Origin of the sequence: Streptomyces sparsogenes subsp. cuspidosporus, assembly GCF_039532705.1 — a bacterium.
Lineage (GTDB): Bacteria > Actinomycetota > Actinomycetes > Streptomycetales > Streptomycetaceae > Streptomyces > Streptomyces sparsogenes.
Genome location: NZ_BAAASD010000003.1, coordinates 34885 through 47617 on the forward strand (window position 1 = coordinate 34885; position 12733 = coordinate 47617).

Here is a 12733-nt window from a genome sequence, read left to right on the forward strand (position 1 = left end):
CTCCCTTGCGTGCGGCGCCGCCCTGGGGAAGGCGGGCGGGCGGAGTGGGGACAGGGGGGTGGGAGGGGGTCGGGCTGGTCACGCGGGCTCCGTGAGGGCGCGGTCCAGCGGGACGTCCGCGGTCGTGGTGACGGCGGACGGGTCCAGGTCGGCCGGGGTGGGCATGACGCTCCCCGGCAGTTGTACGGCGGCCGCGCCATGCGCCACGGCCGAGGCGAGGGCGGCCGGCCCGAGGCCGCCCGCCGCGAGGAATCCGGCGAGGGAAGCGTCGCCCGCACCGACATTACTGCGGACGGCGGCGACCGGGGCGGCGCCGAAGTAGGCGCCCGTCTCGTCGACCAGCAGCTGGCCGTCCGCGCCGAGGCTGGCCAGGACGGCGCGGGCGCCCAGCGCCCGCAGCTCCTCGGCCGCCTTGACCGCGTCGCCGACCGTGGCCAGCGGGCGGCCCACGGCCTGGGCCAGCTCCTCGGCGTTCGGCTTGACGACGTCGGGGCGCTCGCGCAGGGCCGCCGTGAGGGAGGGGCCGGAGGTGTCCAGGGCGATCCGGGCGCCGGCGCGGTGGGCCCGGGCCACCAGCTCGGCGTACCACTCGGGGGCGAGCCCGCGCGGCAGGCTGCCGCAGCAGGCGATCCAGTCGGCGTCGGCCGACTGTGTCCGTACGGCCTCCAGCAGCGCCTCCGCCTCGGCGGCGGTCAGCTCGGGACCAGCCGCGTTGATCTTGGTGAGGGTGCCGTCGGGTTCGGCCACGGAGATGTTGATTCGGGTCGAGCCCTGGACGGGGACACCCGCGGCCTCGATCCCCAGGTCGCCGAGCAGCCGCGCCAGCAGCGCGCCCTCGGGTCCGCCCAGCGGCAGCACGGCGACCGTGCGGTGCCCGGCGGCGGCCACGGCCCGCGAGACATTGACGCCCTTGCCCCCGGGGTCGACCCGGTCGGCCGCGGCGCGCAGCACGGCGCCGCGCTCCAGGGCCGGGATCTCGTACGTACGGTCCAGGCTGGGGTTGGGGGTGACGGTGAGGATCATGCGCGTGCTACTTCCGTGCCCTGCCGCTCGATGGCGAGGGCGTCCTGTGGGCTGAGCCCGGTGTCGGTGATGAGGAGATCGACGTGGCCGAGGTCGCCGAACCGGGCGAAGTGCTCCTGGCCGAACTTGGAGGAGTCGGCGAGGAGGACGACCCGGCGGGCGGCGGCGATGATGGCGCGCTTGACGGCGGCCTCCGCGAGGTCGGGGGTGGTCAGGCCGCCGTCGAGCGAGAAGCCGTTGGTGGCGAGGAAGACGACATCGGCCTTGATCTCGCTGTAGCCGCGCAGCGCCCACGCGTCCACGGCGGCGCGGGTGCGGTGGCGGACCCGGCCGCCGACGAGGTGGAGGGCGATGCCGGGGTGGTCGGCGAGCCGGGCGGCGATCGGCAGCGCGTGGGTGACGACGGTGAGGTCGGCCTCCAGCGGGACCGCGGCGGCGAGCCGGGCCGCGGTCGAGCCCGCGTCGATGATCACGCTGCCGTCGGCGGGCAGCTCGGCGACGGCGGCGCGGGCGATGCGGTCCTTCTCGTCGGCCGCGGTGCTCTCGCGCTCGGCGAGGTCGGGTTCGAAGTCGAGTCGGCCGGCCGGGATGGCACCCCCGTGCACGCGGCGGACCAGGCCCGCCCGGTCGAGCGCCCGCAGGTCGCGCCGCACCGTCTCGGCGGTGACCTGGAACTCCTCGGCGAGGGACAGCACGTCCACTCGCCCGCTCTCGCGGGCGAGCCGGAGAATCTCCTGCTGCCGCTCCGGTGCGTACATGTGGGTTTACGCCCCTTCTATGCCCGAACCTGTGATTTCGCGGCCAGATTACGTCCCCGATGCCGGGAAGTAAACAGACTCGGGCAAGAAACAATCCCGTACGGACACGCCCGGGTCACAGTCGGACCCGATCGGGCATCACCGGCGGCCCTGCCCCGAGGGCTCAGCGCGATGTCCGATTGCCGCCGGAATCCGCGCTCCCTTCCCACGAGGATCGAGGCATGTCCTCGAGGACGACACGAAACGTCCCGGATCGCACAGAGGACACCACGACACACTCGATCACACAGCAAGGGACATCCATGACACTCGACGGCAAGGCGGCACTGGTCACCGGCGGCAGCCGGGGCATCGGTGAGGCGGTGGCGCTCGGACTCGCCGAGGAGGGCGCCGATGTCGCCCTGACCTACCACAGCAACAAGGAGCGGGCGGCGTCCGTCGTCGACCGGATCAAGGCCCTGGGCCGCCGGGCGTGGGCCGTCCAGGCCGACAGCGCGGACCCGGAGGCGGTGCGCGAGGCCGTCGCCGGGGCCGCCGCCGAGTTCGGGCGGCTCGACATCCTGGTCAACAACGCGGGCACGGGCGTCCTCGGCCCGGTCGGCGACCTGACGCTGGAGGACGTGGACCGCGTCCTCGCCGTCAACGTCCGCGCGCCCTTCCTCGCCGCCCAGGCCGCCGCCCACCACCTGGGCGAGGGCGGGCGCATCATCAACATCGGCAGCTGCATGGCCGAGCGCGTCGCCTTCCCCGGCGGCTCGCTGTACTCGATGAGCAAGTCCGCCCTGACCGGTCTGACCAAGGCGCTGGCCCGCGAGCTCGGCCCGCGCGGCATCACCGTCAACCTCGTCCACCCCGGCCCCGTGGACACCGACATGAACCCCGCCGACGGGGAGAGCGCCCCCATGCAGAGCGGGCTCACCGCGCTCGGCCGCTACGGCCGGCCGGCGGAGATCGCGGCGACGGTGTCCCACCTCGCCGGGGACCGCGGCCGGTACATCACCGGGGCGTCGATCGCGGTGGACGGCGGCTTCGCCGTCTGAGCCCGACCAGTCGCCTCGGCGCCCTCAGCCGGCTGAGCCCCCAGCCGGCTGAGCCGGCCGACGAGCAAGGGCGAGCCCCGGCGCTGGGGGGGAAGAGCGCCGGGGCTCGGTCTGTGACGCGGCCATGAAATCAACTGCCGCTCAGAATCAGCTGTGCGTGAGAACAAGGGACAGGTGAGTAGGGGGACGTCGGGTCAGGCGGCCTCGTCGAAGCCGGTCTGGCGCGCCATCTTCTTCAGCTCGAGCAGCGCGTGCTTCTCGATCTGGCGGATCCGCTCGCGCGTGAGGCCGTGCTGCTTGCCGACCTCGGTGAGCGTGCGCTCCCGCCCGTCCTCGATGCCGTACCGGGCCTTGATGATGGACGCGGTGCGGTCGTCGAGCCGGCCGATCAGGCCCTCCAGCTCCTCGCTGCGCAGCAGCGTCATCACCGACTGCTCGGGCGAGACGGCCGAGGTGTCCTCCAGCAGATCGCCGAACTGGGTCTCGCCCTCGTCGTCCACCGACATGTTCAGGCTGACCGGGTCGCGGGCCCAGTCGAGCACATCCGAGACCCGCTCGGTCGTCGAGCCGAGCTCCTCGGCAATCTCCGAGTGCTCCGGCTCACGGCCGTGCTCACGGTTGAACTCGCGCTGCACTCGACGGATCCGGCCCAGCTCCTCGACCAGGTGGACGGGCAGCCGGATGGTCCGGGACTGGTCGGCGATCGAGCGCGTGATGGCCTGGCGGATCCACCACGTGGCGTACGTCGAGAACTTGAAGCCCTTCGTGTAGTCGAACTTCTCCACCGCGCGGACCAGGCCTGCGTTTCCCTCCTGGATCAGGTCGAGGAGGGGCAGCCCGCTGCGCGGGTACCGGCGCGCGACGGCCACGACCAGGCGCAGGTTGGAGCGGATGAAGACGTCCTTGGCGCGGGCGCCCTCAGCGGCTATCGCCTCCAGCTCCGCACGGCTCGCGCCGGCCGCCGGGGCGTCCTCGATCTCACCGTCCAGGATCTGCTGGGCATAGACACCCGCTTCGATTGCCTGAGACAGCTCGACCTCCTTGGCCGCGTCGAGCAGCGGGGTGCGAGCGATCTCGTCGAGATACATGCCGACCAGGTCGCGATCGGCGATCTCCCCGCCTGTGGCGCGAACACTGTTGGCCCCATCAGCGCCACTGCCGGTGGCCTGATTGCGGGCGACGGCACGGGTTGCCATGCGTGCTCCCTTACAGATGGATCGGGCGCGGACTATGGACGGTCTTCCTGCCGGGTGCCCCGTCCGATGGAAACAACGACTGGAATCCGGACAGAATTCCCATGCCTCGCACACGTTTTCGCGATCATGCAGTACCCTGTCCCGGCACACGGTGTCGTTTTGCTCTCATAACACCCAGAAGTGCAGGTCAGGACGGGTGCCGAGGGCGGCCCACCGGCCCGTGCCGACGACCCATTCGGTCCCCGCTTCGAACCCCGCTCGGGGCCCCGCGGTCCGAGCCACGGCCATCACCCCCGATCCGGACCGTCCTCCGTCGGACGGTGGCGCCCGCGGTTGCTCTCACCCCCGAAGACGTCCCTGGCCGGATTCTGGTTGCGCGGGCGCGCGCCGGGCCCGGTCCGGGCAGGCGCCGGGGGGCTGACCGAGTTGCCGGGGCCGTCGCCCAGGTGTGCGCTGGACAGGGAGAGGTCAGGGCACCGAGGAAGGAGACCCCGCCATGAACGCCCCCACCGCCCCCACCGCCGCTCCGGCGCGTCACCGCCACCACCCGCACCTACGCCTCCCCCACCCCCACGTCCGGGCCCGGCCGCACCCCTCCGCGTCCTGGGTGGTCCCGGTCGTCCTGGGCGTCCTCTTCGGCGGGTGGGCGATGTTCATCACCCACAACGAGGGGACCCCCGTGGGCTGGGCCGGGCTGCTCGGCGCGGTGGCCGCCGTAGTGGCCGGGACGCTCTGCTATCTCATCGGCAGGTTCGGGCCCGCGCTGATGCCGGAGCTGCGGGCGGCCGCGTACGGGGCGTTCTTCGGCTGCGCCTTCGGCTTCCTGTACAGCCTGAGCGAGCACGCCGTGTTCCGCTCCTCGATCATGGGCCTGGCCGGAGGACTGGGCATGTACGCCGCGTCCTTCTACGTGTTCCACACCCACACCCGCACCCAGACCGACGACCGAGGCGCCCGAGGCGACTGAGACCGCCGAGGCTGCTGAGGCGGGAGAGGCGCTGAGGCCACTGAGAGCCCGCATTCCCACGGCCGGGGCGGCCCGGAGCCGCTCGCGAGCGCTCCTGGGTCCACAGGCCCGGGCCGCGCGGCGTAGGTCCCCGGGCCCCGCGCCGGTACATCGCCGGACCGTTCCGCCAGGCGGCGACCCTCCCTAGCGTGGCTCGCATGGACGACACGAGCGGCACTCTCGACGAAGCACTGGAACGGCTGCACGCCGCGGGCCCCGAGCGCGGCGGCTGGCTGAGCAACCACGCCCCGATGGCCGTCGAGGCCCTGGTCCGGCACGGGCAAGGCCCCTCGGTGCACCGCTGGCTCGACCTGTACTCCGACAAGCTCGAGGACATGCCGAGCCCCTACGCCACCGTCACCGACCGGAACTGGCCCGAGGCCCTCGGAGACCCGCGCCGGATCGCCGACTGGACCGCGTACTTCACCCGCGAGCTCGCCGACCACCCCTGGCGCGAGGTCCTCGCCCAGTGGTGGCCGCGGCTGCTGCCGGGGATCGCCGGCGGGGCCACGCATCCGGTGATCCGCGTCGGCCACGCCGTACGCACCCTCCTCGGGGGCACCCGCCCCGCGACCGGCGCCGGGGACGCCCCGGCCGGGCCGCCCGGCGCCGCCGAACCCGCGCCCGGGCCCCGCACCCACGAGCTGGCGCATGCCCTCGGCTACTGGGCCGCCCGCCACGCCCCGCTGCCCCCGCTCGACCGGCTGCCGGGGCCCGTCCCGCACACCGCCGCCGACGCGTTGGCCGCCGTGCCGCGCGTCGCGGACCAGAGCGGCGGCATCCGCGCCCGCCTGGCCCAGCTCGCCGCCTTCCCTGTCTGGCCCGCCCCCGCGCCCGGGGCCCTCGGCGCGGACGAGGCGCGCGCGCTGCTGGCCGAGCTCGTACGGGCGGCCGCCCACCGCTACGCCACCCACGGCCACGGCGAGCCGGTCATGATGGTCCACGCCGTGACCGCGCCCAACGCCGTGCTGCGCACCCTGCCCGCACTGCCCCGCGAGCTGTGGGCGCCGAGCCTGGACGCGGCGTGGGCGGCGAGCGCGGCGGTGCTGGCCGCGTACGGCCCGCCCGCGCCCCTCCCGCCCGGCGGGCTGCCTTCCGTTCCGGCCGGGGCGACGCCGGCCGAGCGGGCCGAGGAGGTCTTCGCCCGCGCGGCCGCGCACGGCGACGAGCACGCGATCAAGCTGACCGACACCGTGCTCGACGTCGCGGCGATGCGGGAAGCGGGCGACGACCTCGCCCTGGCCGCGGCCCTTCAGGGGTGCGCGCTCATCGAGCCGATTGCCTGACCGGGGCCCGGCGCACCCCCGCGCGCCCCGCGCACCCGTCACCCGAACTGCACGGACCGCTTGGCCAGCCCCATCCAGAAGCCGTCGATGACGCTCCGCTGGCTGCCGAGGTCGGACTCGGCCGCGCCCAGGGTGACGAACAGCGGCGCGAAGTGCTCGGTGCGCGGGTGGGCCAGGCGGCCCGCCGGGGACTTGTGCTCGAAGTCCAGCAGCGCGTCGACGTCCCGCGCGTCCAGCGCCCGCCGCCCCCAGTCGTCGAACTCGGTCGACCAGCCGGGCGGGGTCGGCCCCGCGTTCCGCAGCGCGGCCAGGTTGTGGGTGAAGAAGCCGCTGCCGACGATCAGCACGCCCTCGTCCCGCAGCGGGGCGAGCTTGCGGCCGATGGCCATCAGCTCGCTGGGGTCGAGGGTCGGCATGGACACCTGGAGGACGGGGATGTCGGCGTCCGGGTACATCTCGACGAGCGGGACGTATGCGCCGTGGTCCAGGCCGCGGTCCGGTATGTCCTGGACGGGCGTGCCCGCCGTGCGCAGCGTCTTGCGGACCCGTTCGGCGAGCTCGGGCGCGCCGGGGGCGTCGTACCGCACCCGGTAGTAGTGCTCGGGGAAGCCCCAGAAGTCGTACACCAGCGGCACGGTCCGGGTGGCCCCGAGGGCCAGCGGCGCCTCCTCCCAGTGGGCGGAGACCATCAGGATCGCGGTCGGCCGGGGCAGCCCGGCCGACCAGGCGGCGAGCTGACCGGGCCAGACGGGGTCGTCGGCGAGCGGCGGGGCGCCGTGGCTGAGGTAGAGGGCGGGCATGCGCCCACCGGACGCGGGCGAGGTGGCGGCGGACATGGCGGCTCCCGGGACAGAGCTTGAAGTCTCAATAATATGGACGTGACCACTCTAGCGGCTTACTAGTTTAAAGTTCAAGAAATGGCTCCTACAATGGACTTGTGGAAGCGATGAAGACACCCGCAGACGTCGAAGAACCCCGTTGGCTGACCGATGACGAGCAGCACGCCTGGCAGGCCTACATCCAGGCGAGCATGCTGCTCGAAGACCACCTCGACCGTCAGCTGCAGCGCGACGCGGGCATGCCGCACGTGTACTACGGCCTGCTGGTGAAGCTCTCCTGGGCGCCCCGCCACCGGCTGCGGATGACCGAGCTGGCCGAGGCCGCGAAGATCACCCGCTCCCGCCTCTCGCACGCCATCACCCGTCTTGAGAAGAACGGCTGGGTACGCCGCGAGGACTGCCCCTCCGACAAGCGCGGCCAGAACGCCGTTCTGACGGACGAGGGCTTCGAGGTGCTGAAGAAGGCCGCGCCCGGCCATGTCGAGGCGGTGCGCGCGGCGATATTCGACCGCCTGACCCCGGAGCAGGTCGGCCAGTTCGGGGACATCTGCCGCATCATCGCGGACGGTCTGCAGCCGGAGGGCGCCGACCTGCCCTGGCTCCGCTGAACCGCACAACGGCGAGGCCACCGGCGAACACCGGCGACCGCGGTGCCGAAGGTCCATGGCGGACACAGAAGGGCCACGTGCGCACAACGACGGAAGGCCCCGCTCCTCCCGGAGCGGGGCCTTCCGTCCGTTACCGCTGGAGAACCCCCGCGGCGGCCCGTCTCAGTGCGCCATGTCCGGGATCGCGTCCTCGGCCGCGCCCTCGCCGGAGCCCGTGGCCGCCGGGCCGCCGTCCTGCCGTCCGGCGTTGACGAAGGCCATGGCGAGGGCCGCGGCGACCACCAGGATGCCGACCGCCCACCAGATGGCGGCGGTGTAGCCGTGCACCTGCGACTGCACCAGCAGCAGCTCGGGCGACTTCGCCGTGGCCGCGTGGGTCTTGCCGTACTCCTGCCCGGCGCTGGTGGCGATGGTGTTCAGCAGCGCGGTGCCGATCGCGCCGCCGACCTGCTGCGAGGTGTTGACCATCGCGGAGGCGACACCCGCGTCACGCGGCTGCACGCCATACGTGGCCAGGCTCATCGCCGGCATGAACGCCGTACCCATGCCGAGGCCCAGCAGCAGGAACGCCGGCAGGATCAGGAGCGGGTACGAGGTGTCCAGGTCGATCTGGGTCAGCAGCAGCATGCCGACCGCGGCGACCAGGAAGCCTGGGCCCATCAGCATCCGGGCCGGGATCCGGGTCATCAGCCGGGTGCCGATCTGCGTCGAGCCGGTGATCATGCCGACGATCATCGGCAGGAAGGCCAGGCCGGTCTTGACCGGGCTGTAGCCCTTCACCATCTGCATGTAGTAGGTGAGGAACAGGAACAGACCGAACATGCCGATGACGGCCAGACCCAGCGCCAGGTAGACCCCGCCGCGGTTGCGGTTGGTGACCACGCGCAGCGGCAGCAGCGGCGCCTTGACCCGGGACTCGACGGCCGCGAAGGCGGCCAGCAGCACGACGGCCGCGACGAACAGGCCGACGGTCAGACCCGCGGTCCACCCGTCGCTCTCGGCGCGGGTGAAGCCGTAGACCAGCGAGACCAGGCCCAGCGTGGCCAGCAGGACGCCGGGGATGTCGAGCTTGGACGGGTTGCGGCTCTCGGCGGGCTCGCGGATCACGGCGATCGCGCCGACCGCGGCGACGACGGCGAAGGGGATGTTGACGAAGAACGTCCAGCGCCAGTTCATGTACTCGGTCAGCACACCGCCGAGGATCAGACCGACGGCGCCACCACCACCGGCGATGGCACCGAAGATGCCGAACGCCTTGGCGCGCTCCTTGGCGTCGGTGAACGTCACGGCCAGCAGCGAGAGCGCCGACGGGGCGAGCAGCGCGCCGAAGATGCCCTGCAGCGCACGGGCGCCCATCAGCATGGGCGAGTTCAGCGCGGCGCCGCCGAGCGCCGAGGCGGCCGCGAAGCCGACCAGGCCGACCACGAAGGTCTGCTTGCGGCCCCACAGGTCGGCGAGGCGTCCGCCGAAGAGCAGCAGCCCACCAAAGGCCAGCGCGTAGGCCGTGATGACCCACTGCTTGTTGCCGTCGGAGATGTCCAGCGCCTTCTGGGCGGAGGGCAGCGCGATGTTCACGATGGTCGCGTCGAGCACGACCATCAGCTGGGCGAGGGCGATGAATATCAGCGCTTTCCAGCGCCGGGGATCGACGTTCTGTGCCGTTTCAGGCATGGAGGGGCCTACCTACTGGTGCGGAGAGTGAAAAACGGAACGGTGGGCTACGGGACGGTGAAATGAGCTACGGGACGGTGAAATACGGGACGTTTGAAACCTGCGTCACAACAAACGACGGAGCGGCGCGCCGGAATGTGACGCGCACGGTATGTGACGTGGGCAACCACGCCACGAGCCGTTGCTGACGACGAGAAGACTGGCGAGCGAGCGAGAAGTAATCGATCCAGGTGACCGGACGCCGTGAGATGTGCGTCACGGACGACGCTTCAGATCCTCCAAAGTGGCCGCGGAGCCGGGCAGGGCGGAGCGCGCCGGGGCAGCCAGTCCGTCGAGGAACAACTGCAGGTGCCGGTGCACGAAGAGGTGGAAGTTCACGCAGGCGCCGCCGGGCAGCGGCCTGGTGAGCTGGGTCAGGGCGACCATCAGATCGCCGACGTCTATGTCGGCGCGCAGCTGGCCCGAGTCGCGCCCCGCTGCCATCAGGGCGCCTATGGCGTCCTCCAGGCGGGTGCGCGCGGCGATGTGGTCAGAGTGCTCCTTGTCGATCCAACCGTCGGAAAGCAGTGGACACAGCGCGCCGACCCGCTCGTCGGCCGCCGCGTGGACGAAGCGCCGCAGCGCCGAGAAGGCGTCGGGCTCTTCCGCCAGGGCGGCCTCGGCCTGGTCGGCGATGCGCTCCATCACCGACACGGTGACGTGGTGCACCAACTCCCGGCGGTCCGCGAAGTGCCGGTAAAGGGTGGCATTGCCGACCCCCGCGCGTCGAGCGATTTCATCGAGCGAGACGTCCGCGCCGTGCTCGACGAGCACCTCGCGGGCGGCCGCGACGATCCGCTCCCTGTTGCGCAGGGCATCGGCGCGCAGCCTGGGGCGCGCGGGCTGCTGGGCAGCGGACTGCTGCTGGGCGGTGGTCGTTCCCACGGCGGCGCTCCTTTCGGCACTGCGGCTCGGCACTGCGGCACTGCGGCGTTGCCGCCGGCGATGATTCGGTCTTCAACGTTTCCGGGGAGTCGGTCCCCGTTTCGTACGTACGGTTAAACGGGGAGGCGGTCCCCGGAAATTTCACGAGCGGCCGTGACCTGCCTCACACCTGTTCGGCCGCCGCGCAGCCCGGACGGAGCAGCCCCTTCCCCCGTCCGGCCGCACCCCACGGGCGCCCGGACGGGCGCCGCCAGACGGTGGACTCGCCATGAAGCACTCCAGCGAGACCACTCGCCACCGCCCGCGACACGGGACGCGACACCGCGCGCGCCCCCGAATACGCAGGCCCCGCCGAGGCAGCGCGTTCGCCGCGGCCGCCGTGCTCACGGTGGCCATGGCGGCCGCCCCGGCGGCGGCCCCCGGCCCACCCCCCGCGCCCGACCATCCGGCGCGCGCCCCCGCCCTGGCGGCCGACCCCGCGTACGGCGCCCTGGCGCCCTGCGCCCTGACCCCGGGCCAGGACCTCCAGATGTCCGAGGGGCTGCCGACGGGGCACGGCTACGTCCGGAGCACCGGGAAGGTCAGGGCCCTCACCCTCATGATCGACTTTCCGGACGCCAAGGGCCCGGGCACCGCCCGCAAGCGCTACGCGGAGTTCTTCCCGCAGACCTCGCGGTGGTTCAAGCGCGGCTCGTACGGGCGGCTGAACTACAGACCCGTGGCCCCGATCAAACGCTGGCTGCGGATGCCCCGCCCCTTCCGCAGCTACGGCCTCAAGCGCGGCAGCTCCTTCGAGCCCGGCTACCGCAGGCTGGTCGCGGACATCGTCAAGGCCGCCGATCCGCGTGTCGACTTCAGCCGCTACGACCTGGTAAACATCCTGGTCACCCCGAACGCCGGCCCGCCCGCCGCGCGCGCCGTGCTGTCCGTCACCTACGCCGACAACCAGCACGCCCCGATCGCCGACGGTGTGCCCCTGGCCAACGTCTCCTTCGTCTACAGCCGCCAGGACGACGGCTCCGGCACCCTCCGGGAGACCGGCTACCGCGTGCTCCCGCACGAGAACGGGCATGTCTTCGGGCTCCCCGACCTCTACACCCGGCGCGGCGGGGACAGCGCGGGCCACTGGGACGTGATGTCCGAGGACTGGGGCGCCGGGAACGACCTGCTGGCCTGGCACAAGTGGAAGCTCGGCTGGCTCGGCGCCCGGCAGGTCGAGTGCGTCGCGCGCCCCGGCATCACCCGGCGGGCCCTGAGCCCGCTCGGCCGCCGGGGCGGCATGAAGCTGATCTTCATACCGGTCTCGCCGTACGCCGGCTACGCCGTGGAGGCGCGGACCAACGAGGGCAACGACGACGCCGTGTGCCAACCGGGTGTCCTGGTCTCCTGGGTGGACACCCGGGTCGACTCCGGCCGGGGACCGATCACCGTCGTGGACAGCACCCCGGGCAGCAACGGCTGCACCGACGAGCGCAATGTGCACCCCGGGCTGAGCGACGCGACCTTCACTCCCGGCAAGACCTTCACCGGCGGCGCGCTGGGCACCGGAGTCCGGGTCCGGGTCACCGAGCGCGACTCGCGCGGCGACTACCGCGTCGAGATCACCCGGTACGCCAGTGGCGGCGGCCGAGGCTGATCAGCAGCAGCTGCCTGCGGGCGGTGGCCGCCACCTCCCGGACCGCCTCCGGGTCCGCGGACCCGTCGCCGGGCCGGGCCTCCAGGAACGCGGTCGCCGTCATCACCATGTGGTCCACATACAGCTGGGCGAGCATCCGCACGTCCCCGGCGGACCAGCCGTCCGCCGTCAGCGGGGGCGCGAAAGCCTCGGCGACCTCGTCGGCGAAGCGGCCCAGCTCGGCGGCTATCGCCTCGCGTACGGCCCGTACGCCGCCGTGGCGCTCGCGCGCGATGAAGCGGATGTGCGCCGGATAGCGGCTCACATGCTCGGCGACTGCCTCGACGGTGGCCTCGATCCGCTCCTCGTCCCCGTCCCGCTCGGCCAGGATCACCCGGACCATCGCGTGCAGACTGCCCAGGGACTCCTCCACGAGCGCCACGCCGAGGTCGCTCATGTCGCGGAAGTGCCGGTAGAAGGCGGCGGGAGCCACGCCCACCAGGCGCGTCACCTCGCGCAGCCCCAGGCTGCTCAGGCTCTGGTCCTCCAGCAGCCGCAGCGCCGCGTCCAGCAGCGCGCGCCGGGTCTTGAGCTTCTGGGCCTGCCGGACCCCGAGGGTGTGACTCATGTCATTCAGTAAACAACCGTTCGCCGACTTTTGCCAGGGGCGTGCGGGGGTACTCTTGAAGTCAGTGAACAACTGTCATTCCAAGTGTTCACCCAATGGTGTTCACGTGCACCCAACGGTGTTCACCCCGGCTCGACCG

Annotated in this window: 12 protein-coding genes; 5 read left to right on the forward strand and 7 right to left on the reverse strand. The window is 72.5% G+C overall.

From position 1 onward, the window contains the following. Positions 1–78: 78 nt before the first annotated feature. Both pfkB and ABFY07_RS04455 read right to left on the reverse strand, forming a co-directional pair. Entirely contained in the window at positions 79–1023 is a 945-nt protein-coding gene (pfkB, locus tag ABFY07_RS04450) for a 1-phosphofructokinase (protein WP_065963452.1), read from the reverse strand. Beyond that, positions 1020–1781 carry a DeoR/GlpR family DNA-binding transcription regulator gene (locus ABFY07_RS04455; protein ID WP_065963450.1) on the reverse strand — a complete coding sequence of 254 codons (762 nt, stop codon included), beginning with the start codon at positions 1779–1781 and terminating at the stop codon, positions 1020–1022. Before ABFY07_RS04455 ends, pfkB begins: the two co-directional genes overlap by 4 nt. Positions 1782–2083: 302 nt before the next feature. On the opposite strand from ABFY07_RS04455, the gene ABFY07_RS04460 reads away from it, so the two are divergent. Next, a complete protein-coding gene (locus ABFY07_RS04460; RefSeq protein ID WP_346173162.1) occupies positions 2084–2821 on the forward strand; it encodes an SDR family NAD(P)-dependent oxidoreductase in 738 nt (245 codons plus the stop codon). Positions 2822–3015: 194 nt separating this feature from the next. On the opposite strand, the gene ABFY07_RS04465 is transcribed toward ABFY07_RS04460, so the two are convergent. Beyond that, positions 3016–4017: a sigma-70 family RNA polymerase sigma factor gene (locus ABFY07_RS04465; protein ID WP_065963446.1), complete on the reverse strand. Its 1002-nt coding sequence runs from the start codon at positions 4015–4017 to the stop codon at positions 3016–3018. A 496-nt stretch (positions 4018–4513) separates the two neighbouring features. Between ABFY07_RS04465 and ABFY07_RS04470 the strand changes: the two genes are divergently transcribed. Together ABFY07_RS04470 and ABFY07_RS04475 are read left to right on the forward strand one after the other, a co-directional pair. Next, entirely contained in the window at positions 4514–4984 is a 471-nt protein-coding gene (locus tag ABFY07_RS04470) for a hypothetical protein (protein ID WP_346173163.1), read from the forward strand. A 197-nt stretch (positions 4985–5181) separates the two neighbouring features. Beyond that, positions 5182–6309 carry a questin oxidase family protein gene (locus ABFY07_RS04475; RefSeq protein WP_346173164.1) on the forward strand — a complete coding sequence of 376 codons (1128 nt, stop codon included), beginning with the start codon at positions 5182–5184 and terminating at the stop codon, positions 6307–6309. 38 nt (positions 6310–6347) lie between these two features. Here the strand turns inward: ABFY07_RS04475 and ABFY07_RS04480 are convergent, their stop codons facing one another. Next, the gene (locus ABFY07_RS04480) at positions 6348–7145 is read right to left on the reverse strand and encodes a dioxygenase family protein (RefSeq protein ID WP_346173165.1); all 798 of its coding nucleotides are present in this window, start codon (positions 7143–7145) and stop codon (positions 6348–6350) included. A gap of 101 nt (positions 7146–7246) precedes the next feature. Here ABFY07_RS04480 and ABFY07_RS04485 point away from each other — a divergent pair, with 101 nt between their 5' ends. Then, complete coding sequence (locus ABFY07_RS04485) at positions 7247–7756, forward strand: MarR family winged helix-turn-helix transcriptional regulator (protein WP_428836855.1); 510 nt, start codon at positions 7247–7249, stop codon at positions 7754–7756. 162 nt (positions 7757–7918) lie between these two features. Here ABFY07_RS04485 and ABFY07_RS04490 read toward each other — a convergent pair whose 3' ends face one another. Together ABFY07_RS04490 and ABFY07_RS04495 are read right to left on the reverse strand one after the other, a co-directional pair. Then, complete coding sequence (locus tag ABFY07_RS04490; RefSeq protein WP_346173167.1) at positions 7919–9427, reverse strand: MFS transporter; 1509 nt, start codon at positions 9425–9427, stop codon at positions 7919–7921. Between the two features lie 255 nt (positions 9428–9682). Next, positions 9683–10351, reverse strand: a complete 669-nt coding sequence (locus ABFY07_RS04495; protein WP_346173168.1) for a TetR/AcrR family transcriptional regulator — start codon at positions 10349–10351, stop codon at positions 9683–9685. 268 nt (positions 10352–10619) lie between these two features. Here ABFY07_RS04495 and ABFY07_RS04500 point away from each other — a divergent pair, with 268 nt between their 5' ends. Next, positions 10620–11987, forward strand: coding sequence for a M6 family metalloprotease domain-containing protein (locus ABFY07_RS04500; RefSeq protein WP_346173169.1), 1368 nt, complete (start codon positions 10620–10622; stop codon positions 11985–11987). Here the strand turns inward: ABFY07_RS04500 and ABFY07_RS04505 are convergent. After that, entirely contained in the window at positions 11953–12594 is a 642-nt protein-coding gene (locus ABFY07_RS04505) for a TetR family transcriptional regulator (RefSeq protein WP_065963430.1), read from the reverse strand. The two genes, ABFY07_RS04500 and ABFY07_RS04505, sit on opposite strands and share 35 nt — an antisense overlap. Positions 12595–12733: the final 139 nt, after the last annotated feature.